General features: G+C 76.0%; 21 protein-coding genes. 4 read left to right on the plus strand and 17 right to left on the minus strand.

Annotated features, from left to right (window positions below):
* Positions 1-6: 6 nt before the first annotated feature.
* From panC to CCE02nite_RS18270, 12 genes are all read right to left on the minus strand, one after another.
* Entirely contained in the window at positions 7-1,017 is a 1,011-nt protein-coding gene (gene panC, locus CCE02nite_RS18210) for a pantoate--beta-alanine ligase (RefSeq protein ID WP_141391021.1), read from the minus strand.
* Positions 1,014-2,030, minus strand: coding sequence for a Rossmann-like and DUF2520 domain-containing protein (locus CCE02nite_RS18215; RefSeq protein ID WP_141391022.1), 1,017 nt, complete (start codon positions 2,028-2,030; stop codon positions 1,014-1,016). Before CCE02nite_RS18215 ends, panC begins: the two co-directional genes overlap by 4 nt.
* Positions 2,027-3,646, minus strand: coding sequence for a PH domain-containing protein (locus CCE02nite_RS18220; RefSeq protein WP_141391023.1), 1,620 nt, complete (start codon positions 3,644-3,646; stop codon positions 2,027-2,029). The genes CCE02nite_RS18215 and CCE02nite_RS18220 overlap by 4 nt, the downstream gene beginning before the upstream one ends.
* Positions 3,643-4,161 (minus strand): PH domain-containing protein, encoded by a 519-nt coding sequence (locus tag CCE02nite_RS18225; protein ID WP_141391024.1) that lies wholly within the window; start codon positions 4,159-4,161, stop codon positions 3,643-3,645. Before CCE02nite_RS18225 ends, CCE02nite_RS18220 begins: the two co-directional genes overlap by 4 nt.
* 121 nt (positions 4,162-4,282) lie before the next feature.
* Entirely contained in the window at positions 4,283-4,792 is a 510-nt protein-coding gene (locus tag CCE02nite_RS18230) for a DUF3180 domain-containing protein (protein WP_141391025.1), read from the minus strand.
* Positions 4,792-7,386, minus strand: coding sequence for a 2-amino-4-hydroxy-6-hydroxymethyldihydropteridine diphosphokinase (gene folK, locus CCE02nite_RS21115; RefSeq protein ID WP_255318955.1), 2,595 nt, complete (start codon positions 7,384-7,386; stop codon positions 4,792-4,794). The genes CCE02nite_RS18230 and folK overlap by 1 nt, the downstream gene beginning before the upstream one ends.
* A 128-nt stretch (positions 7,387-7,514) precedes the next feature.
* On the minus strand, positions 7,515-8,399 hold the full coding sequence (folP, locus tag CCE02nite_RS18245; RefSeq protein WP_141391046.1) for a dihydropteroate synthase: 885 nt from the start codon (positions 8,397-8,399) through the stop codon (positions 7,515-7,517).
* 64 nt (positions 8,400-8,463) lie between these two features.
* Entirely contained in the window at positions 8,464-9,129 is a 666-nt protein-coding gene (folE, locus tag CCE02nite_RS18250) for a GTP cyclohydrolase I FolE (RefSeq protein WP_255318956.1), read from the minus strand.
* The gene (ftsH, locus tag CCE02nite_RS18255) at positions 9,129-11,231 is read right to left on the minus strand and encodes an ATP-dependent zinc metalloprotease FtsH (RefSeq protein ID WP_141391026.1); all 2,103 of its coding nucleotides are present in this window, start codon (positions 11,229-11,231) and stop codon (positions 9,129-9,131) included. The genes folE and ftsH overlap by 1 nt, the downstream gene beginning before the upstream one ends.
* Before the next feature lie 201 nt (positions 11,232-11,432).
* A complete protein-coding gene (hpt, locus tag CCE02nite_RS18260) occupies positions 11,433-11,987 on the minus strand; it encodes a hypoxanthine phosphoribosyltransferase (RefSeq protein ID WP_047233909.1) in 555 nt (184 codons plus the stop codon).
* A 5-nt stretch (positions 11,988-11,992) separates the two neighbouring features.
* Entirely contained in the window at positions 11,993-13,138 is a 1,146-nt protein-coding gene (gene tilS / locus CCE02nite_RS18265; protein ID WP_141391027.1) for a tRNA lysidine(34) synthetase TilS, read from the minus strand.
* Between the two features lie 4 nt (positions 13,139-13,142).
* A complete protein-coding gene (locus tag CCE02nite_RS18270; protein WP_255318957.1) occupies positions 13,143-14,360 on the minus strand; it encodes an Rv3626c family coenzyme F420 biosynthesis-associated protein in 1,218 nt (405 codons plus the stop codon).
* Between the two features lie 81 nt (positions 14,361-14,441).
* Here CCE02nite_RS18270 and vapB point away from each other — a divergent pair, with 81 nt between their 5' ends.
* Entirely contained in the window at positions 14,442-14,675 is a 234-nt protein-coding gene (vapB, locus tag CCE02nite_RS18275; protein ID WP_141391028.1) for a type II toxin-antitoxin system VapB family antitoxin, read from the plus strand.
* Positions 14,672-15,094: a type II toxin-antitoxin system VapC family toxin gene (locus CCE02nite_RS18280; protein ID WP_141391029.1), complete on the plus strand. Its 423-nt coding sequence runs from the start codon at positions 14,672-14,674 to the stop codon at positions 15,092-15,094. The genes vapB and CCE02nite_RS18280 overlap by 4 nt, the downstream gene beginning before the upstream one ends.
* An 11-nt stretch (positions 15,095-15,105) precedes the next feature.
* Here CCE02nite_RS18280 and dacB read toward each other — a convergent pair whose 3' ends face one another.
* Positions 15,106-16,605, minus strand: coding sequence for a D-alanyl-D-alanine carboxypeptidase/D-alanyl-D-alanine endopeptidase (gene dacB, locus CCE02nite_RS18285; RefSeq protein ID WP_308463702.1), 1,500 nt, complete (start codon positions 16,603-16,605; stop codon positions 15,106-15,108).
* A 159-nt stretch (positions 16,606-16,764) separates the two neighbouring features.
* On the opposite strand from dacB, the gene CCE02nite_RS18290 reads away from it, so the two are divergent.
* Complete coding sequence (locus tag CCE02nite_RS18290) at positions 16,765-17,268, plus strand: inorganic diphosphatase (protein WP_034655165.1); 504 nt, start codon at positions 16,765-16,767, stop codon at positions 17,266-17,268.
* Positions 17,269-17,331: 63 nt separating this feature from the next.
* On the opposite strand, the gene CCE02nite_RS18295 is transcribed toward CCE02nite_RS18290, so the two are convergent.
* From CCE02nite_RS18295 to CCE02nite_RS18310, 4 genes are all read right to left on the minus strand, one after another.
* A complete protein-coding gene (locus CCE02nite_RS18295) occupies positions 17,332-17,985 on the minus strand; it encodes a response regulator (RefSeq protein WP_141391030.1) in 654 nt (217 codons plus the stop codon).
* Positions 17,982-19,214: a sensor histidine kinase gene (locus tag CCE02nite_RS18300; protein WP_141391031.1), complete on the minus strand. Its 1,233-nt coding sequence runs from the start codon at positions 19,212-19,214 to the stop codon at positions 17,982-17,984. The genes CCE02nite_RS18295 and CCE02nite_RS18300 overlap by 4 nt, the downstream gene beginning before the upstream one ends.
* Positions 19,211-20,170 carry a hypothetical protein gene (locus CCE02nite_RS18305; RefSeq protein WP_141391032.1) on the minus strand — a complete coding sequence of 320 codons (960 nt, stop codon included), beginning with the start codon at positions 20,168-20,170 and terminating at the stop codon, positions 19,211-19,213. The genes CCE02nite_RS18300 and CCE02nite_RS18305 overlap by 4 nt, the downstream gene beginning before the upstream one ends.
* A 76-nt stretch (positions 20,171-20,246) precedes the next feature.
* Positions 20,247-20,786, minus strand: a complete 540-nt coding sequence (locus CCE02nite_RS18310; protein ID WP_141391033.1) for a TetR/AcrR family transcriptional regulator — start codon at positions 20,784-20,786, stop codon at positions 20,247-20,249.
* A 54-nt stretch (positions 20,787-20,840) separates the two neighbouring features.
* Between CCE02nite_RS18310 and CCE02nite_RS18315 the strand changes: the two genes are divergently transcribed.
* Positions 20,841-21,821, plus strand: coding sequence for an SDR family NAD(P)-dependent oxidoreductase (locus CCE02nite_RS18315; protein WP_141391034.1), 981 nt, complete (start codon positions 20,841-20,843; stop codon positions 21,819-21,821).
* Positions 21,822-21,840 lie beyond the last annotated feature (19 nt).

A 21,840-nucleotide genomic window follows, 5' to 3' on the forward strand; every position in this document is an offset into this window, starting at 1 on the left:
GCGCGGTCACGCGGTACCTCCAGGTGCGGGGGCACGGTCGGCGGGGTCGGCGGCCCGGGTCGCGGGCGGCGCGATCTCGACGGCCGCGTTGTCGATGAGACGGGTGGTGCCCACGCGCGCCGCGACCAGGAGGAGCCCGGGGCCGACGGCGCCGGGCGCCAGGTCCTCCACGGTAGCGGGATCGACGAGCACCACGTAATCCAGGTCAACGCCCTCGGCGGCGTCCAGGATTCCCCGCGCGGCGGCGAGGACGCCCGGCGCGTCGGCGCCCGCGTCCGCCGCGTCCCGACCGGCGCGCAGCGCGCGGCTCAGCGCGAGCGCCTCGTCGCGCTCCGCGGGCGACAGGTAGGCGTTGCGCGACGAGCGCGCGATCCCGTCGGCCTCGCGCACCGTGGGCACCGCGAGGATCTCCACGTCCACGTCGAGGTCGGCGACCAGGCGCCGGACCGCGAGGAGCTGCTGCGCGTCCTTGGCGCCGAACACCGCGACGTCGGGCCGCACGAGGTGGAGCAGCTTGAGCACGACCGTGAGCACGCCGTCGAAGTGACCTGGCCGCGACGCGCCCTCCAGCACGGTGCCGATCCGGCCCGCGGTGACCCGGACGATCGGGCCGGCGCCTCCTTCCGCCGGTCCGAGGTCCGGGTACAGCTCCTCGACGGCCGGTGCGAACACGACGTCCACCGCGACGTCGTCGCCCGCGGCGGCGAGCAGCGCGACGTCGGCCGCGACGTCGCGCGGGTAGCGCTCGAAGTCCTCGCCGGGACCGAACTGGAGCGGGTTGACGAAGTCCGTGACGACGACCTGCCCGTCCGGGCCGACCTCGGCCCGCGCGCGGCGCACGAGCTCGAGGTGCCCGGCGTGCAGCGCGCCCATCGTCATGACGACGGCGCGGCGCGCGCCCGGGTGCGCGGCGGCCCAGCCGTCGAGCGCGGCGCGGAGGTCGGCGCGCGTCGTCGCGACGCGCGGGGCGTCCGGCCGGGGCGTCGAGGGGACGCCCGGGGCGGGGGTGGTGGTCATGCCGTTCCTTCGTCGTCGTGCGGCGCGTCGTGGGGCGGGGTGTGCGTCGCGTCGTGGGGCGGTGTGCCGGTCCCCTCCCCGAGCGCGTCGAGGAGGGTGCGGGCGGTCTGCTCGTCGAGGCGCCCGCCCGCGAGCGCCCGGTGGGTCGCCGCGCGGCCCAGCGCACGGTACGACGGCGGCACGTCGGACGCGTCGCTCGTCGCGGCGAGCGCCTCCAAGGCGTCCAGGTGCTCGCGCACCGTGCCGACGTCGCCGCGCACGACGGGGCCGGTGAGGCCGAGGAGCGCGCCCGCCCCCGCCCCGGTGCCCGCCTCGGCGCCGGCGTCGGCACCGCGGGTCGCACCGTCGAGCGCGGCGGCCAGCAGGGGGGCGAGCGCCCGACCGGGCTGGTCGACGCCTGCGGCCTCGAGCGCCTGCGCAGCCTGCGCGACGAGCACGACGAGGTGGTTCGCACCGTGCGCGAGGGCCGCGTGGTACAGCCCGCGGGACTCCTCCGCCACGACCACGGGCTCCCCGCCGAGCTCGACCACGAGCGCCTGCCCGATCGGCAGGACCGGCCCCGGCGCGGTGACGGCGAACGTCGTGCCCTCGAGCCGCGCGAGGTCGAGCGACGTGCCGGTGAACGTCATGGCGGGGTGCAGCGCGAGCGGGATCGCGCCGGCGGCGCGGGCCGGATCGAGCACGGCGGTCCCGTAACGACCGGACGTGTGCACGACGATCTGCCCCGGCTGCCAGGCCCCGACGTCGGCGAGGCCACGGACGAGGTCGCCCAGCGCGTCGTCGGGCACGGCGAGGAGCACGAGCTCCGCGCGCTCCACGACCTGCGTGACCTCGAGCACCGGCACGCCCGGCAGGAGAGTCTCGATGCGCTCGCGCGACGCGTCGGACACGCCGCTCGCGCCGACGACCGCGTGCCCGGTGGCGCGCAGCGCGCTGCCGAGGACCGCACCCACGCGCCCCGCCCCCACGACGCCCACGCCGAGACGCCCGGGCCGCGCGCCCGCCGCGCTCACGGCCGCTCCCCGTCCTCGGCCCGGCGTTCGGCGGTCTCCGCACCAGGCACGGGGTCGGGCTCGGCCGCGGGCACCAGGGGCACGTCGTCGCGCCGCATCCACAGCTCCGGGCCGGCGTGGGCACGCGCCTCGCGGGCGCGCTCGGCCTGCGTGTCGAGGAGGCGCGCGGCGTCGCCCGAGTCGAGGTGCCAGACCTTCGGCGAGACCGGGCCGGGGGTCGAGTGCACCGCGAACGTCGCGACGTCGAACCGGCGCTGCAGCGGGCCCTGCTCCAGCCCGAGCGACTGCGTCCGCTCGTGCGGCACGACGACGAGGCTGCGGAACACCCGCCCGCCGCGCAGCACGAGCGCGCGGTCGGTCACCGTGAAGCCGTTGCGCCGCCACGACACGAGGTCGAGCAGTCGCGCGCGCCGCGGGGTCACCGTGAAGTGCTCGCCCGCGTCGAGACCGGACAGGCCCTCGTCGAGGAGGGCTCGCGGGTCGGACGTGCCCAGGTCGGGCAGCACGAGCCACAGCGCGGCGAGCGCCTCGTCGCGCGTCCCGACGGGCAGGAGCACGCTCGTCGTGTCCGACCCGTCGGAGCTCACGCCGTAGCCCGCGACGTTGACGTCGACCCGCCACCAGTCCGGCCCGCGCCAGAACGGTCCCTGCCGCAGCCGCACGGCCTGGACGCGGCCGGGCGGGATGGTCTGCGACCGGGTCTCCAGGAGGCCGTGCCGCAGGCGGATGCCGTCCGGCGAGATCGCCGAGCGGAAGCCGAACTCGCCGGAGAACCGGGAGAAGAGGAAGCCGCCGAACCCGAGGACCGCGGGCAGCGCGCTGAACAGCACCCCGATCTCGCGCGTGCCGATGACGACCCCGGCGATCCCCAGCACACCGAGGACGAGGCCGACCGTCGCGCCCGACCGCACGAGCGAGGCGACGAGCCGCCCCGGACCGACCGCGGTGACCGGCTGCTCGGGCGCCTCCGGGGCGACCAGCACCTCGTCGCCCGCGGCCGCTCCGCCGACCGGCCGCGCCGTCGACGGGGCGCTCGGGTCGGCCGCCGGGGACGTGGCCCCGACGCCCGTCGCGCTCCCCTCCGCGACCGCCGTCGGGACGCCGGCCGGACGCTCGCGCGCGACCCGCAGGCCGGCGGCGCGCGCGAGGAGGTCGTTGCGCAGCCGGTTGGCCTCGACCTCCTTGAGGAAGCCGAGCTTCACGCCCGAGTCCGCGCCCCCGGCGACCTCGAGCTTGAGCTCCGCGAGGCCGAAGAACCGCGCGAGGAGCGGCTGCACGACGTCGACCGCCTGGAGCCGGTCCAGCCGTGCCTTGCGCTGCTGCCGGAACAGCACGCCGGTGCGCAGGTGGACCGACTCGTCGTCGACCGCGTAGCTCGTCATGCGCCACGCGAGCGCCGAGTACCCCAGCCCCACGAGCCCGACCGCGAGGATGCCGAGGAGGATCACCCACCAGCGGTTCCCCTCGAGGAGGTTCTCCCCCTCGGGCAGCCCGTTGAGCGTCTGCTGCCCGACGACGACGAGCAGCACCGCGATGACGGTCCAGCCGCGCACGAGCGGGGTGACCGGGTGCACCCGGTGCCACACGAGGTCGTCGGTGGCCGGTGCTTCGCTCACAGGCCCGCCAGCCTCGCCTCGCCGCGCGACGCGAGGCGGTCGCGCAGGCGCTCCGCCTCGGCGGGCTCGAGGCCGTCGATCGTCGCGTCCGTGGACGCGGACGCCGTGTGCAGCTGCACCTGCGCGATGCCGAGCTTGCGCGCGAGCGGCCCGGCCTGCACGTCGACGTACTGCATGCGGCCGTAGGGCACGACGACGAGCTGGCGGAACATGATGCCGTGGCGGATCAGCAGGTCGTCGTCGCGCTCGGCGTACCCGATCGCGCGCACCTGGCGCGGGACGAGCACGAGCGCCCACAGCCCGAGGAGCACGAGCACCCCGAGCACGAGCCACTGCCACCAGTGCGGGAAGAGGATCGCCAGCACGATCGCCGCGACGGCCGGCACCGCGAGCGTGATGCCGACCGACAGCAGGCGTGCGGTGATCAGCCGGGGCGACACGCGCGTCCACTCGATGCCGGGCGGGTCGAAGGGGCCGGTGCCGCGGGCGTCCAGGTCCCGTGCAGGGTCGGTCATGCGTCGATTCTCCCATCCCGTCCCGGTGCGCCCGGGGTCGCGTGTCGCGCGTCACGCCCGGCCGGGGCGCTGCCCGTGCCGGCAGATCGCGGTGCGCGGTCACGCCGCGGAGCGCGGAGCGTCAGGCGGGCGTGCTCGCGCCCGGTGTCTCCGGGTCCTCGCGCGTCGTCGAGCCCTCGCGGCCCTCGCCACGGTCGTCGGGCGGGAGCTGGCAGAACCGCTCGGCCACGAGCCCGACGACGGCCAGCAGCACCGCGCACGCGACCGCGACCCCCGCCGCCACCGCGCGGTCGCGCTGCGCCTCGATCGAGAGGTCGGGCAGGGCCACGAGCACCTGCGCGCCGTACCAGCCCGCGAGCAGGGCGCCCGTGAGAGCTGCGGCCTTGGCGAGCACGAACGTGCGGGCCGCCCGGATCGCGTCGAGCGAGGGCCGCTTGCCCCGCTGGTAGGCGCGGACGGTCCACCCCGCCCAGAACACCGCCGCCGCGAGCGCGACGACCGCCACGTCGACGATCCACGGCACCGCCGGCAGGTGCGTGCCGCGGCCCTGGAGGAGCCGCACGACGAACCAGCCCACGACCGCCGTCGCGACGGCCACGAGCAGCAGGGTGCGGACCGAGGTGCGCCGCATCAGCGCTGGGCGTCGTGCGCGCCGCCCGAGACCGGCCCGAACGGCGGCCACGGGTCGGTCGCCGGGTGCAGCGACGCGTCGGCGAGCGGCCCGGGCGCCGACCCCTGGGCCGACTGCTGAGCCGCTGGGTGGGCGGGCTGCTGGGCCGGCGACTGGCCGGGCCCCGAGACCGGGGCGAACGGCACGGACCGGATGATGCCGTCGTCGGCCGGGTCGGCGGGGGCCTGCGCGGGCGGGACCGCCACCGCCGGGTGCACGGCGACCGGGGGCTCTGCCGGGCGGACGGGCGCGAAGGCGGGGAAGGCGGGGGCTGCCGGCTCCGAGGGCTGCCCGCCGTCCTGCGCCGGCGGCTCGGGGTCGGGCAGCGCCGCCGGACGGTGCGACGGGCCGGGGAACGGTGCGACATGCGGCGACCCGGCCTCGTGCGAGCCGAACGAACCGTCCGGGACGACCGTCGGGGCGCCTTCGACCGAGGGCGCCACGCCGTCGGACACCGGGGCGAAGACCGGGCGGGCCACGGTGGGCTCCGTCGGGACCGCCTGCGGCGGGATCGCGGCCTGCGGCGGGGCGACGGGGAGCACCGCGCCCGGGGCGGAGGGCTCCTGCGGCGGCACGGGCTGCGCGGGCAGCGGCTGCTGCGGCGCGGCAGGTCGCTGGGGCAGCGCCTGGTGCGGCGGGACGGGCGGGTGCTGGGGCCCGGCCGGTCCGGGGACGTCCTCCGGGACCGCCAGGACGCCGACCGGCCCGGACGTCGACGGCGCCTCGTGCGGTCCGGGGACGGCGTCGGCCGACGGCTGCCGGTACGGGTCGTCGGAGACCACGGGCTCCGCGGGCGCGGGCACGGGGGCCGCGTCCGAGCCTCCGGTCGCGAGCGGGACCGCGCCCGTGGGCTCGGGGGCCGCGTCGGTCAGCCAGTCCAGCGCGAGCCACCGGATGCCGCCGCGGTCGGGCGCGGTCGCCGCGAGCGCGGCGACCGGACCCCCACCGAGGCCGGGCAGCACCGCGTCCGGGTCGATCTGCGACCACGGCTCGAGCACGAACGCCCGCTCGTGGGCGCGGGGGTGCGGCAGCTCCAGGTCGTCGGCGACGGCCGTGAGCGTGCCGTACACGATGAGGTCCACGTCGAGGGTGCGGGGCCCCCACCGCTCGTCGCGCACCCGGCCGTGCGCCTGCTCGACGGCCTGGCACGCGTGCAGCAGGTCACGGGCCGAGAGGCGCGTGCGGGCGAGCAGGACCGTGTTGAGGAAGTCGGGCTGGTCGGGACCGCCCACCGCCGCCGTCCGCGCGAGCGGCGAGACCTCGGTGATCTCGAGCCCGGAGATCCGGTCGAGGTCGGTGATCGCGTCGCGCAGCGTCTGCTGGGCGTCGCCGAGGTTCGACCCGAGGGCGAGCACCACCTCGACGAAGCCTGCGGGCACGTCGTCCATGCGGTCGTGCTCGACGGGCGGGGCGAGGATCTCCTCCGGGGCGGCGACCGGCGCGGCAGGCTCCTCGGACGACGCGACCGGGGCACCGGCGTCGGGCGCTGCCGCCGCGACCGGGGCGGCGGCGACGGGCACCTCGGGTGCCGCGTCATCATGTCCCTCGTACGCCGACTCGTACGTCGGCTCGGCGAAGGGCGCGGGAAGCGGCTCGGCAGGAGCCGCGGGCGCCTGGTCGTGGACCGGCTCCGGCTCGAGCTCCGCGAGGGGTGCGGCGGCGGAGAGGACGGGCCCCGGCTGCTCGGGCGCCTCGGCCGGCGTCGGCACCGGGCCTGCGCCCGGCTGGCCCTCCGTGGAGGGCTCGGCGGGCGCCGGGGGTGACGAGGCCTCGAGCAGCGCGTCGTACGGCTCCGGCGCGGGGGCCGGTTCGGGGGCGGGCGCGGCGTCCGTCGGCTCCTCGTACGCCGGTGCGGCCGGCCCGGGCACCACGGGGGCCTCGCGCGTGGCGTCGCGCTCGTCGTCGAGGTCGGAGGAGTCTCCCGCGACCTCGTGCCCCGGCTCGGGCGACGAGGGCTCGAGGGGGACCGCGGTCGCGCCCGGGGGGATGCTCGGCGGCATGACGTCGGGCGCCGGGGCGAGCTCGACCCGCTCCTCGGCGACCGGGGCGTCCCCGACACCGTGGATGAGGGCGGGCGCGACCGAGCCCACGGGGATCGGCGCGACGAGCTGCTCGGACCGGCGGGAGAGCGGCGCGACGACCGGCACGACGACGCGGTCGCGGCGGATGACGACCTCGACGTCCTCGAACGGGACCGTGATCGGCGCCTGCGGCTTGTGCACGGCGACGTCGACCGCGACGACCTCGTCGTGCGTGAGGATCGTCGCTGCGATGCGCTCGGCCACCGTCTCGACGAGATCGGCGGGCGAGCCCGCGAGGACGGCCACGACGTCCTCGGCGACGCCCGCGTAGCTGACGGTCTGGTCGAGGTCGTCCCCGCTCGCCGCGGCGCGCGTGTCCAGGTGGAGCACGATGTCGGCGCGGAAGAGCTGGCCCTCGACCTTCTCGTGCTCGAAGACGCCGTGATGCCCCGTGGCGCTCAGGCCCGTGAGCCGGATCCGGTCGAACGGCCGTCCGTCCGCGTCGAGGACCGCTCCTGCGAACGCTGTGGTCACGTCGTGCTCCCGTCCGGTGCTCCGTCGCCGCCCGCCGGTCGGGCGGACGGACCTCTCGGCACCGTGTCTCGTTACGTGTGTCGTGCTGCGCCGGGCCGGCCGCGCCGCGGGGCCCGTCACCCATCCTGCTAGGTCGTGGGCCGCGCCGTCGAGTCGCTCCCGGTCCTCGGTCGGTCGGTCGCGCCCACGCTCCCGTCCCGCGGACCCGACCCTGCCTCGGCCGCGCGGGACCATGCCGCCGCGACGCGCACGGCGTCGGCCGACGCCCGGACGGTGTGGACCCGCACGCACCACGCGCCCGCGGCGGCGGCGAGCGTCGTGATCGCGGCGGTCGCGTCGTCGCGCAGCAGGGGCGGCACGGGCCGCCCGTCGGACCTCGCGAGGAGGTGCCCCAGGAACCGCTTGCGGGACGCGCCGACCAGCACCGGCAGGCCGAGCTCCTCGAGCTCGTCGAGGCGGGCGAGCAGGGGCCAGTTGGACGACCCGGCCTTCGAGAACCCGAGGCCCGGGTCGAGGACGACCTGGTCGCGCCGCACCCCCGCAGCGAGCAGGGTCTCGACGCGCGCCGCGAGCTCGTCGCGCACGTCCGTCACGACGTCGTCGTAGTCCTCGAGGTCGTCCATGACGTCGGCGTGACCGCGCCAGTGCATGCACACGTACGCGACGCCGGTGCGCGCGACCACGTCGGCCATCGCCGGGTCGGCGAGCCCGCCGGAGACGTCGTTGACGATCCGCGCCCCCGCCGCGACCGCGCGCTCGGCGACGACGGCGCGCGTCGTGTCGACGCTGACGACCGCGCCCTCCGCGGCGAGCGCGGAGATCACGGGCAGCACGCGCGCGAGCTCCGCCTCGACGGGGACGCGCCCGGCACCGGGCCGGGTCGACTCGCCGCCCACGTCGAGGATGTCCGCGCCCTCGCCCAGCAGCTCACGCCCGTGCGCGATCGCGGCGTCGGGCTCGTACCACTCGCCGCCGTCGGAGAACGAGTCCGGCGTGACGTTGACGACGCCCATGACGAGCGTCCGGCCGACGTCGGCCAGCTCCTCGAGCCCGGCGACCACGAAGCGGTCCACGGGACTAGCGCCCCAGGATGAGGCTCATCGCCTCGGCCCGCGTCGCGCCGTCGCGCATCTGGCCACGCACCGCCGACGTCACCGTGCGTGACCCCGGCTTGCGCACGCCACGCATCGACATGCACAGGTGCTCGCACTCGACGACGACGATCGCACCGCGCGGCTGGAGGTGCTCCACGAGCGCGTCGGCGATCTGCGACGTGAGCCGCTCCTGCACCTGCGGGCGGCGCGCGTAGACCTCGACGAGTCGCGCGAGCTTCGACAGACCGGTGATGCGGCCGTCGACGTTGGGGATGTAGCCGATGTGCGCGACGCCGTGGAACGGCACGAGGTGGTGCTCGCACGTCGAGTACACCTCGATGTCCTTGACGAGCACCATCTCCTCGTGGCCGAGGTCGAACGTCGTCGTGAGGACGTCCGCGGCCTCCTGGCGCAGGCCCGCGAAGATCTCGCGGTACGCGCGCGCCACGCGGGCGGGGGTGTCCCGCAGGCCCTCGCGGTCCGGGTCCTCCCCCACCGCGAGCAGGAGCTCGCGGACGGCGGCCTCGGCGCGCTCCTGGTCGTACGGCGGCACGTCCGCCGGGGCGCGCAGGTCCTCGGCCGCACGAGCCCGCGTGATGGCGGTCGGTGCGGCGCCCGTGCCCGGAGCAGGGTGCGTGGAGGTGCCCATCAGTCCTGCCCCGGCTCGCGCACGTCCGTCGCGTCGACCGTGCCGTCGCGGCCGAGCGCCCGGTCGAGCGGGCTGTCGGCCGGGACCTCGCCGATGCGCTCGGGCGGCAGCTCGTCGTTCGCGGCCGCGGCCTCGTCCTGCGGGATCACCGGGGCACCGTTCTGCGCCACCCTCTCGGCGTCCGTGAGGACGGGCCCGCGCTGGGACACGGAGCGCTGCTCGCTCGAGAGCCACACGTCGCGCGCATCGCGCTTGACGACCGGCTCGAAGACCCGCGCGAGCTCCGCCTGGTTCAGCGTCTCCTTCTCGAGGAGCTCGAGCACGAGCGCGTCGAGCACGTCGCGGTACTGCGTGAGCACCTCCCACGCCTCGTCGTGCGCGGCCTCGACGAGCTTGCGCACCTCGTGGTCGACGGTGCCCGCGACGGACTCGGAGTAGTCGCGCGTGTGACCCATGTCGCGACCCATGAACGGCTCGCCCGAGCCGGTGCCCAGCTTGATCGCGCCGACACGCTCGCTCATGCCGTACTCGGTGACCATCTTCTTGGCGATCGCCGTGGCCTTCTCGATGTCGTTCGAGGCGCCCGTCGTCGGGTCGTGGAAGACGAGCTCCTCGGCGACACGCCCGCCCATCGCGTAGGCCAGCTGGTCGAGCAGCTCGTTGCGCGTCGTCGAGTACTTGTCCTCGGTCGGCATGACCATCGTGTACCCGAGCGCGCGGCCGCGCGGCAGGATCGTCACCTTGGTGACGGGGTCCGTGTAGCGCATCGCCGCGGCGACGAGGGCGTGCCCACCCTCGTGGTACGCCGTGATCTTCTGCTCCTTGACGTTCATGACGCGCGTGCGCTTCTGCGGCCCGGCCACGACGCGGTCGATCGCCTCGTCGAGCGCGCGGTCGTCGATGAGCTGCGCGCCGCTGCGGGCGGTGAGGAGCGCGGCCTCGTTGAGCACGTTCGCGAGGTCGGCGCCGGTGAAGCCCGGCGTCCGGCGCGCGACCGCGGCGAGGTCGATCTCGGGGACGATCGGCTTGCCCTGGGCGTGCACGCGCAGGATCGCCTCGCGGCCCTTGAGGTCCGGCGCCTCGACGGCGACCTGGCGGTCGAAGCGGCCCGGGCGCAGGAGCGCCGGGTCGAGGATGTCGGGACGGTTCGTCGCCGCGATGAGGATGACGTTCGTCTTGACGTCGAAGCCGTCCATCTCGACGAGGAGCTGGTTGAGCGTCTGCTCGCGCTCGTCGTGCCCGCCTCCCATGCCGGCACCGCGGTGACGGCCGACGGCGTCGATCTCGTCGACGAAGATGATCGCGGGCGAGTTCTCCTTGGCCTGGGTGAACAGGTCGCGGACGCGGCTCGCGCCGACGCCGACGAACATCTCGACGAAGTCCGAGCCGGAGATGGAGTAGAACGGCACGCCCGCCTCGCCGGCCACGGCGCGCGCGAGCAGCGTCTTGCCGGTCCCGGGCGGGCCGTAGAGGAGCACGCCCTTGGGGATCTTGGCGCCGACGGCCTGGAACTTGTCCGGCTCCGCGAGGAACTCCTTGATCTCGTGGAGCTCCTCGACCGCCTCGTCCGCACCGGCGACGTCCGCGAACGTCACCTGCGGGGTGTCCTTGGAGACCAGCTTGGCGCGCGACTTGCCGAAGCCCATGACGCGCGAGCCGCCGCCCTGCATGCGCGAGAGCAGGAACCAGAACAGCACGCCGATGATGAGGAACGGGATGAGCAGGCCGAGCAGGGACGACCAGAACGACGGCTGCGCGACCTCGGAGTTGTACCCGTCCTTGGGCTCCGCCGCGACGACCGCGTCGACCACCGCCTCGCCCTGGGGCTGGACGTAGTAGAACTCGACGTTCTTGCCCTTGTTCTCCTCGGTGTCCGTGCCCTCGTCGACCACGTAGTCGTCGGACAGCGTGAGACGCACGCGTTGGTCGCCGTCCACGATGAGGGCCTGCTCGACCGTGTCGCCCGAGAGCAGCTCGAGGCCCTGGGACGTGTCGATGCGCTGGACCGTCGGGCGCGACAGCGTCGCGAACGCGATCCACAGGATCACGAGGCCCAGGACGATCCAGACGATCGGCCCACTGAGAATCTTCTTGATGTTCATCGGCGACGGGGCGTGCGCCCCGGATCCCTCCGCTCGCGCAAGTGTTCGGGCTCGAAACTACACTCTGGACCTTGACGCCTGCTGGGGATCACGCCTCTGTTCGCCCAGGGCGTGGCCCACGTCCCCTGGGCGCGGGCGCCACGGCGCCCGGACGCGGGACGCCGTCGCACCATCGCGGCGACGGGCGTCCCCGCCTCCCGTTCAGCTCGAGTACACGTGGGGCGCGAGCGTCCCGACGAACGGCAGGTTGCGGTACTTCTCCGCGTAGTCGAGGCCGTAGCCCACGACGAACTCGTTCGGGATGTCGAACCCGACGTACCGGACGTCGACGTCCGTCTTCGCGGCGTCGGGCTTGCGCAGCATCGCCGCGATCTCGACCGACGCCGGACCGCGCGAGCGCAGGTTCGACAGGAGCCAGGAGAGCGTGAGGCCCGAGTCGATGATGTCCTCCACGATGAGCACGTTGCGGCCCGTGAGGTCGGCGTCGAGGTCCTTGAGGATCCGCACGACGCCCGAGGACTTGGTGCCCGACCCGTACGACGAGACCGCCATCCAGTCCATCTCGACGTGGCTGTGCAGGCGGCGCGCGAGGTCCGCCATGACCATGACGGCACCCTTGAGGACGCCGACGAGCAGGAGGTCCTTGCCCGCGTAGTCGCGGTCGATCTGCGCGGCGATCTCGTCGAGCCGCGCACCGAGCTGCTCCTCGGTGAGCAGGATGTTCTCGAGGTCGCCTGCGACGTCCGATGCTTCCACGGGGGTCACTCCTGAGGTGTGGGGGTGGTGGGGGTGCTGAGGGTGGTGAGGGCTCGCGGGGGGATGCTGCGCCGGGGCGTCGTCTCCGGGCCCAGGGAAAGCCTGCCACACGCGCGCGCGGCCCTCAGGTCGCCCGGCAGGTGCACGGGGCCCTGGCCGCGCCACGCCGTGACGAGCGCGTCGAGCGCGTCGACGTGCACGGCGAACAGGTCGCCCGCGGGGCAGCCCGCGCGCAGCGCCGCCGTCCGCAGCGCCCGACGGCGCAGGGCCGGGTGCGCAGTGGCGAGCACCTCGGCGTCGAGCACCACGGCGCGGGCGCCCGACGCCGTCGGCTCGTCCACCGGGCCGTCCTCGCCCCCCGCGGGCACGACGAGTGCCGCGGCGAGGAGGTCTGCGGCGAGCGCGTCGAGCAGGTCCGCGTCGTCGCGCAGGAGGCCCGCGGTACGCGCGAGCGCCGGCACCGCACCGGGCCCGAGCACGTCGACCAGTGCGGGCACGACGCGCGCGCGCACTCTCGAGCGCAGGGGAAGCGGCGCGGTGCCGGGCGGCCCCGGGGCGTCGCCCGACGCCGCCGGTCCGTTCGTGGGGTCGTCCCACCACGCGAGCCCGAGGGTCCGGCATACCGCCTCGGTGTCCGCGCGCCGCAGCGCGAGGAACGGGCGCCGGTGGACGCCGCGTCGTGCCGGCATCCCCGCGAGCGAGCGGGCGCCCGCGCCGCGCGCTAGCCCGAGCAGCACCGTCTCCGCCTGGTCGTCGAGCGTGTGACCCAGGAGCACCGCGGCGGCACCGTGATCGGTCGCCGCGGCGTCGAGCGCCGCGTAGCGGGCCGCCCGCGCGTCCCCCTCCGGACCGTCGCCCGACGCCGGGACGAGGACGCGGCGCACCTCGACCGGGTCGAGCCCGAGCCCCCGGCAGCGCTCCGCGGCGTCCGCCGCGACGCCGGCGCTGCCGGCCTGGAGCCCGTGGTCCACGACGACGGCGCCCGCGCGCAGCCCGAGCCGGGGCGCGACGAACGCCGTGGCGGCCGCGAGCGCCGTCGAGTCCGCCCCGCCCGAGCATGCGACGAGCACGAGGGACCCGGGGTCCAGGTCCCCGAGCGCACCCCGCACGGCCCGGCGCGCGGCGGCGACGACGGGTGCCGGCCCGCCCACCGGCTCAGCCGTGGACGCGGCGCACCCAGGCGCGCGCGTCGGCGATCTCGCGGGCGGTCGGCAGGTTCTCGGGTGACGCCCACACGGCGTTGAACCCGTCCCGCCCGACCTCCTTCTCGACCGCGCGCACGAACGCCGCGCCGTCGCGGTACTGGGCGATCTTGGCGTCCATGCCGAGCACGCGCCGGAGCACGACGTCGAACCCGGAGCGCCCCTCGCCGTCGCGCCGGGCCTCGAACTTGCGCCGGATGCTGCGCACCGTGCGCACGGTGCGCGGCCCGACGGCGTCCATCGCCACGTCGGCGTGGCCCTCCAGCAGGGCCATGACGGCGGTGACGTCAGCGAGGCGGTCCTGCTCCTCGGGTGTGAGGAGTCCGTCGACGAACGTCCCGTCCTCGCCGCGCACGGCGTGGAGGACGGTGCGCCCCACGGTGGCGAGCTTCTCGCGCAGGCGCGCCTCGGCGAGCCGGCGCGACGACGCGGAGAGCTCGGTGAGGAGCGCGCTCGCCCGCGCGCGCAGGTGGTCCGCGAGCCAAGGGGCGGCGGCGAACTGGAGCGCGTGGGTCTGCTCGTGCAGGCAGACCCAGAGGCGGAAGTCGGCGGGCTTGAGGTCGAGCGCGCGCTCGACCTGCAGGACGTTCGGCGCCACGAGCACGAGCCGCCCGGGCGAGCCGGTGGCCGCGGGCGACGGGCCGCCGTCGGGCACGGTGCCGGTCGCGGTGCCGGTCGCGGCCGCGGTGCCGCCCAGCCCGCTGTAGGGGTCGAACTGGCCGAGGACCCGGCTGGACAGGACCGCGAGGACCGACCCGACCTGGGCGGCCCCGACGAGCGCCGTCGCCTGCGGGACGCGTCCGCGCTCGCCGACGAGCGCGTCCGTCACGCCGTCGGTGAGCGACGCCATGATCTCGGTGTTGGCGCGCGCCCAGCGCGCGCGGTCCACCACGTACACGGTGCCGAGTTCGGTCGTCGGCCCAGCCGTCCGCCCCGTCGTCGGACCGCCCGCGGCGGGACTCATGCGCGTCACGTCGAGCACGTGGGGCACGGCGGCCTCCGCCGCGGTGCGCAGCCCCTCGACCAGGTCGGCGAGCTCGTCGCGCGACGCCTGCGGGCCCGGGCGCGCGAGCCGACCCGCGATCTGGGCGGCGGCCGACCAGTCGACGATCGAGGTGTCACCACGTGACGGGTCGCTGCCCGAACGGCCGTCCTGCTCGACGAGTGTCACCGTCTCACCGTATCCCGGGACCGGTGGTCATGTGAGGGACGGGGATATACTCCAGGGATATACGACCGAGGAGGCTCCCCGATGGTCCGCACGACGGTGTTCCGTAGCAACAGGACGCAGGCAGTCCGCCTGCCCAAGGCGGTCGCGCTGCCCGACGACGTCCGCGAGGTCGAGGTCCGGACCGTCGGCAGGTCCCGCGTGATCACGCCGGCTGGCACCGGGTGGGACGAGTGGTTCGACCACGGGCTCCGCGTCGCCGACGACTTCCTGCCCGACCGCGACCAGGGGAACGCCGAGGAGCGCGGCGCCCTGTGAGCACGCTCTACCTGCTGGACACGAACGTCCTGATCGCGTTGTTGCGTGGGAACGGCGTGGCCGCGCGACCGAGGCTTCGGGAGGCGGAGGGGCGCGTCGCGGTCTCGACGGTGAGCGAGATGGAGCTCGAGTACGGCATCGAGCGGTCAGACGACCCGCATCGCAACCGTCAGGCTGTCGACGACCTGTTGTCGCTCGTGGACGTACTCCCCTTCGATGGGCTCGCGGCGATGCACGCCGGCCGCGTCCGCGCGCGCCTCGCGGCCCGCGGCACGCCCGTCGGACCCTATGACGCCCTCCTCGCCGGGCATGCCCGTTCGCTCGGGCTCGTCATGGTGACGAACAACGTCCGCGAGTTCTCCCGCGTCCCCGGCCTCGAGGTCGAGGACTGGCTGGCGCAAGCACCGAGCGATCGCTGAGCCCCACCGGGTCAGGCGGTGCAGCCACACTCCGCGAGCGACGCGACGAAGTCGTCGAAGATGAGGCGCGCGCCGTACGTGCCGCCGTCAGGGACGGCGTCGGCCATGAGCGAGAACACGAGGAGGCGGTCGTCGGCCGTGACGACCGTCCCCGCGAGGGACGTGACGTTCGGCAGGCTGCCCGTCTTGGCCCGCACGACGCCGCGGCCCGCGTTCTCGAGGTAGCGCTCGCCGAGCGTCCCGGACAGGCCCGCGACCGGCAGCCCGACGGCGCCGGGCCGCAGCTGCGGGTGCGCCGGGTCCGCGAGCAGGCCGACGACCTCGTCGAGCTGGGCGGGCGTGACGACCGAGCCGTCGCCGAGGCCCGAGAGGTCGGCGAGCGTCGCGCCCGTGAGGTCGACCCCGAGCCCTTCGACCGCCGACCGCACGGCCTGCGTCGCGCCCGCCGCGGAGCCGGGCAGCCCCGCGTCGATCGCGACGACGCGGCCCACCACCTCCGTGATGGTGTTGTCGGAGTGCTGGAGCAGGTACGCGACGACCTCGCTCAGCGGCGCGGACTCCACCTCGCCGACCGTGCGGCCGTCGTCGGGCGCCGGCGCGCGCACCACGTCCCCCGCCACGGCGACCCCCTGCTCGGCGAGCGCGGCGACGAACGCGTCGGCGGCCGCCATCGCCGGGTCCTCCGCGCGCGGCGCGTACTCCTCGTCCTCGAGCCGCGCGATGTCGACCGCGAGCGCGGCGACGGGCGCGACGTAGCCGTTGCGCACGCTCGCCGGGTCGACGGTCGGCGCGACCGCGGTGCCCGTGAAGAGCGTGTCGTCGAGGCGGAGCGAGATCGTCGTGCGGCCCGTGAGCCGGAGCTCGCCCGCGACCTGCGCGGCGAGGTCGCCGAGGCCCGCCCGGCCGTTGACGGCCGTCGGGTCGCCCGCGCCGGCGGCGAGCATCATGTCGCCGCCGCCCACGAGGTACACGGTCTCCTGCCCCTCGAGGACGGCGCGGGTCGGGAGGGTCGCGTGCGACCCGGGAGACGTGAGGGCCGCCGCCGCGGTGAGCGTCTTGAGGGTCGAGGCGGGGACGTGACCCACGGTGTCGCCGCTCGCCGCGAGCACGTCCCCCGTCACGGCGTCGGTCACCAGGACGCCGACGCGCGGCCCGAGCCGGGTGTCGGCGGCGAGGTCGTCCGCGAGGTCCTGCACGCTCCCCGTGGCCGGGACCGGGGCCGCAGGGTCGAGGGCCGGCAGCTCGACCTCGAGCGGTGGCGCCGCGACGGCGCCCGGCGCCTCGGGGAACGGGTTCGGCTCCGGGTAGGGCGCTGCGGTCGTGAGCACGCCGGGGACGACGTCGTACGCGTCCGCCACGACGTAGCCGCCCGCGAGGACGAGCACGACACCGACGGCCACGCCCGTGCGCGTCCCCCAGCCCATGCGTCTCCCTCGTCCCGTCCCGTGCGCGCGCGCCTCCGGGGCACCGGCGGGCACCGGTGCCTGGACCGGGACGTCGGGTGCGGGCACGTGCGCATTATCACTCAGCCGGCCCGCCCGGGAGCCCGGTAGGAACCCTCCCGCGCGGACGGCACGTGTCACACTAGTTCCCGCACGACGGCGTGGTCCGTCGTCCACAGACCCAGCCACCGCCCGAGCGTCGCGGTGCCGGTACGACTGGAGGAAGCAGTGGAGTTCGACGTCACGATCGAGATCCCCAAGGGGCAGCGCAACAAGTACGAGGTGGACCACGCGACCGGTCGCATCCGCCTCGACCGCATGCTCTTCACCTCGACGCGGTACCCCGACGACTACGGGTTCATCGAGGGGACGCTCGGCGAGGACGGCGACCCGCTGGACGCGCTCGTCCTGCTCGAGGAGCCCACGTTCCCCGGCTGCCTGATCCGCTGCCGCGCGCTCGGCATGTTCCGCATGCGCGACGAGGCCGGCGGTGACGACAAGGTCCTCTGCGTCCCCACGGGCGACCAGCGCGCCGCGTGGCGCCAGGACATCGACGACGTCTCCGACTTCCACCGCCTGGAGATCCAGCACTTCTTCGAGGTCTACAAGGACCTCGAGCCCGGCAAGTCGGTCGAGGGCGCCCACTGGGTCGGCCGCGCCGACGCCGAGGCCGAGATCGAGCGCTCGCTCCAGCGCGCCATCGACTCCGGGTACCACACGCCGGGTCACTGACCGCGGCGCGCGCCTGGCCCGACGGCGCCCCTCACCCCACGGGGTGAGGGGCGCCGTCGTGCGTCACGGGCGGACCAGGCCGTTCCGGTAGGCCCAGACGACGACCTGGACCCGGTCGCGCAGCCCGAGCTTGGCGAGGACCCGGCCGACGTGGGTCTTGACGGTCGCCTCGGAGAGGTACGTCCGCGCGCCGATCTCTGCGTTCGACAACCCGTCCGCGAGCAGCACGACCACGTCGCGCTCGCGCTCCGTGAGTCCTGCGAGGGCTCGGTCGCGCGCGGCGACGTCGGGGAGCGCGGGGACGACCTCGGCGAGGAGCCGTCGCGTCGCCGACGGCGCGATGACGGCGTCTCCCCGGTGCACGGTGCGGACGGCGGCGAGCAGGTCCTCGGTCGGCGCGTCCTTGAGCAGGAACCCGGCGGCGCCCGCGCGCAGCGCGGCGTAGACGTACTCGTCCAGGTCGAACGTCGTCAGGACGAGCACCCGGCACGGAGGCATCGACGCGTCCAGCAGCCGCGCCGTCGTCTCGATGCCGTCCATGACCGGCATGCGCACGTCCAGGACGACGACGTCGGCCCGTCGCTCGCGCTGCACGCTCAGCGCCTGTGCACCGTCGGCGGCCTCGCCGACGACGGCCAGGTCCGGTGCGGCGTCGATCACGGCGACCGCCCCGGCGCGGACGAGCGGCTGGTCGTCGACGACCAGCACGCGGATCACGGGCCACCGTCCACGTGCCGGGGCGATGCGAGGTTCGAGGTCGGGACCGTGGCCGCGACCGTCCACGCGTCGCCCGCGCGGATCTCGAGCGTCCCGCCCGCCGCCTCGATCCGCTCCCGCATCCCTACGAGCCCCAGGCCTGCGCCGCTCGCCGGAGCGGAGTCCGGGCCGGGAGCGGGTCGGGTGGCGCCCGCGTCGTCGGACGACGGGACGTCGGCCACCTCCACGTGGAGCCCGGCGTCGCGCCACGCGAGGGTGACCACCGTCGACGAGCCGGGCATCGCGTGGCGCGCGCTGTTGGTCAGTGCCTCCTGGACGGTGCGGAACGCGGCGAGCTCGGCCGTCGGCCCGAGCGGCACGGGGGCACCCGACTCGACGACGCGCACGGCCCGACCTGCCCCGCGAACGCGGTCGACGAGGTCGGGCACGTCCCGGAGCGTCGGCATCGGCACCGCGGCCGCCGCACCGACGGGGGTGCCCGTCGGCTCGGCGCGCAGCACGTGCACGATCCCCCGCATGTCCCGCAGCGCCTCGCGTCCGGTCTCCTCGACGACCGCGAGCGCCTGCGCCGCGCGCGCCGGGTCGGCGCGGCCCACCCGCGCCTGGGCGACGACGACCGAGAGGGAGTGCGCGACGACGTCGTGCATCTCGCGCGCGATCCTGGCGCGCTCGGCGAGCACGGCCCGCTCGGCCCGCTCCTCGCGCTCGGCCTCCGCGCGCTCGCGCCCGGCCAGCGCCTCGCGCCGCACCTGCTCCTGCGACCGCCGGAGCAGGCCGGCGGCCCAGGCGACCAGGACGAGCGCAACGAGGAGCACGCCCAGCAGCCAGGGGCTCGGACCGACCGGCGACGCCGCCACGCTCGGGTCCCCGCGGTACCGGAGCACGGTCGCGGCAGTGCCGACGACGCCGGTCACCAGCCCGAGCGGGCGCGGCCCCCATGCCGTGCAGGCGTAGACGGAGAGCAGGAACACGAGCGCCGACGGCAGCAGGAAGTAGAGGCCGGAGACGGCGAGCATCCCCGCCACGGCGAGCGCGACGAGCACGTGCGAGAGCACCGTGGCCGACCGGCGAGCGACGAAGGCGGCGTGCGCCAGCGCGGCGAGCGCGACCAGGGCCCAGGCACGGGCGGCGGGGAGCGACCCCAGCGCGACCACGCACGTCGCGGGCAGCAGGGCGAGCGCCGCCGCCGTCGCGACGAGCACGTCCCCGCGTGCAGGCCGCACGCTCACGGGACGGCGACCGTTCCGGCGCCACGGAGGGCGGGGCGAGGGGCGGCGTCACGCGCGTCCAGCGTCGCGACGAGCAGCGCCACGCCGATCACGAGCCAGGTGCCGTAGGTCAGGGCGACGATGACGGTGATCGCCCCGGCGCCGAGGTCGACCGGACCGTCGTCCAGGCCCAGAAGCTGCGCGGCGGTCCCGAACACCATGAGCGCCCCCATCGTGAGGCCCGCGGACGCCGCGACCCACCCGCCGGCCCTCAGCGCGGCACGGACGACCCGGCCGGGGACCGGGCGGTGCGTCAGCGCGAGCACCAGGGCGGCCGCCGTCGCGAACAAGGCGACCTCCATCACCGGCGCTCCCCCCGTGTGCGGCTCGGGCCGTCCGAGCGTACCGCCCAGCCACCAGTAGGCCTTGAGCGCCGGGTAGGGCACGCACATCGCCAGGCCGAGCACCCGCGGCCACCGGCGCCGGACGGGCCAGGCTCCCGCGGTGGCGACCGACCACGTGCTCAGCGTCGTGACGACGGCCGTCACCGCGGCGAGCGACCGCACCAGCGCCCCCGGGACGTCGACCACGGAGAAGTCGCCGGCCGGGATCCCCGTCACCGCGAAGAACGCCCGGAACGCGTCGAGCGCGAGACCTCCGGCCGCCCAGAAGAGCAGGACGGCGGCGACCCCACCGAGGCCGGCCGTCCGGCGCCGGGACGCGGCACGGTGCCCGCGGGCGGTGGCGACCGCGAGCAGCGCGAGCCCTGCGGCGACGGGTGCCACCCAGGGCGGCGCGAAGATCGCCGAGTACCCGTCCGGTGGCGGCCCCGACCAGCGCACGACGCCCGCGACGAGGGTCACGGATGCGGTGACCGCCGTCGTCGCGGCGTGCGCGGCGGGTCCGGTGGGGCGGGCGGGCCTGACTGGCGCGGCGGGACGGAACGGGGACGAGGTCGTGTCGGTCGTGTCGGTCATGGGACCAGCCTCACCACCCGGTCTCCCGGTGCGCATCGCCCTCAGGTCGCGACGGCGCGCGACCCAGGTCCCTGGCTCACCGCGCCCGCAGGCCGTCGACCAGGGTATCGACGACGACGTCCCGGTCCTCGGGTGACCCGAGGCGCACGGCGTGCTCGATGCCGCACACGAGGTGCTCCACCTGGGCCGGCGAGAGCTCGGGACGCACGGCGCCGGCCCGCTGGGCGCGCGCGAGCACGTCGGCGAGCTCGCCGAGCACCTCGGCCTTGAGTGCGGCGACGTCGGGGCTCACGTCCGCGGGCGCGAGCAGGACCGCCTGGAGCCCGCCCGCCTCGACGTGCAGGCCCACCACGTCGCGCACGAGCGACTCGAAGGCAGGACCGGGGTCCGGGTCGGCGAGCGCCGCACGGGCACGGTCGCGCAACCGGCGCAGGGCGTCGCGCGTGAGCTCCTCGAGGAGCGCGTGCGAGGTCGCGAAGTGGCGGTAGACCGTCCCGACCCCCACTCCCGCCGCACGCGCGATCTCGTTGAGCCGCAGGTCCCTCGGGTCGGCACCACGCGCGACCTGGAGGATCCGGTCGCGGCTGCGGACGGCGTCGGCGCGGAGCGTGGTCATGGCCCCAGCCTACCCCCAAACGGATGGTCTATCCGGATGAGGTACCGTCACCGGATGGACTATCCGATTGAGAACGACACCGCCAGCACGTGGGACCCGCACGACCTCCCCGACCAGAGCGGGCGCACCCTGGTGGTCACGGGTGCGACGGCGGGCATCGGCTACTTCGCCGCCGAGCAGCTCGCCGCGGCCGGCGCCCACGTCGTGCTCGCCGGCCGGTCGCCCGAACGCCTCGAGATCGCGGCGACCGCGATCCGCGAGCAGGTCCCCACGGCGTCGCTGGGCACGGTCGTCGTCGACCTGTCGTCCCTGGCCTCGGTTCGTGACGCCGGAGCGGAGCTGGCCGCGCTCGACCGGCTCGACGGCCTCCTGCTCAACGGCGGCTCGATGGCGATGCGCGCGCGAGACCGCACCGTGGACGGCCTCCCGCTGCTCGCGGGCACGCACGTCGTCGCCAACGCGGCTCTCGTGGCGCGCACCCTGCCCGCCCTGCTCCGCACCGGAGCACGCCACGACGTGCGCACGCGCGTCGTCCACACGTCGTCAGGGTTCGTCGACCGCCTTCGGCGACCCGTCGTCGACGCGCTGCCGACCTCACGGTCCGGCGTCGTCGCGTACACCCGGGCGAAGGCCGTGACCGAGGTCTTCGCGTTCGAGCTCGACCGGCGGCTGCGCTCGGCGGGTGCGCCGACGGAGAGCCTCGTCTCCCGGCCGGGCGTCGGGGTGGACGCACGCACGCCGCACCGCCCCGGGATCCGCGACGCGAGCGTCCCGGCGCGGCCCAACCCCTACACGCCCTGGGCTCAGGGCAAGGACTCCGCGTCGTGGTCGGCGGTGCGGGCGCTCACCGACCCGGGCGCACGCGGCGGCGAGCTCTACGCTCCGGCGAACGGCCGGCGCGGCCTGCCCGTCCGGGTGCGGCCCGGGACGCTCACCGCCTCGCCCGCACCGCAGGACGTCGCCTCCGTCTGGCGCCACCTCGAAGATCTCGTCGGGGTCGACCTCCCCGTCGCGTCCGGCACGTCCCGCACCTGACCACGGGGCCCGGGCGGCC

The sequence above is a fragment of the Cellulosimicrobium cellulans genome, assembly GCF_006539945.1.
Classification (GTDB): Bacteria; Actinomycetota; Actinomycetes; order Actinomycetales; family Cellulomonadaceae; genus Cellulosimicrobium; species Cellulosimicrobium cellulans.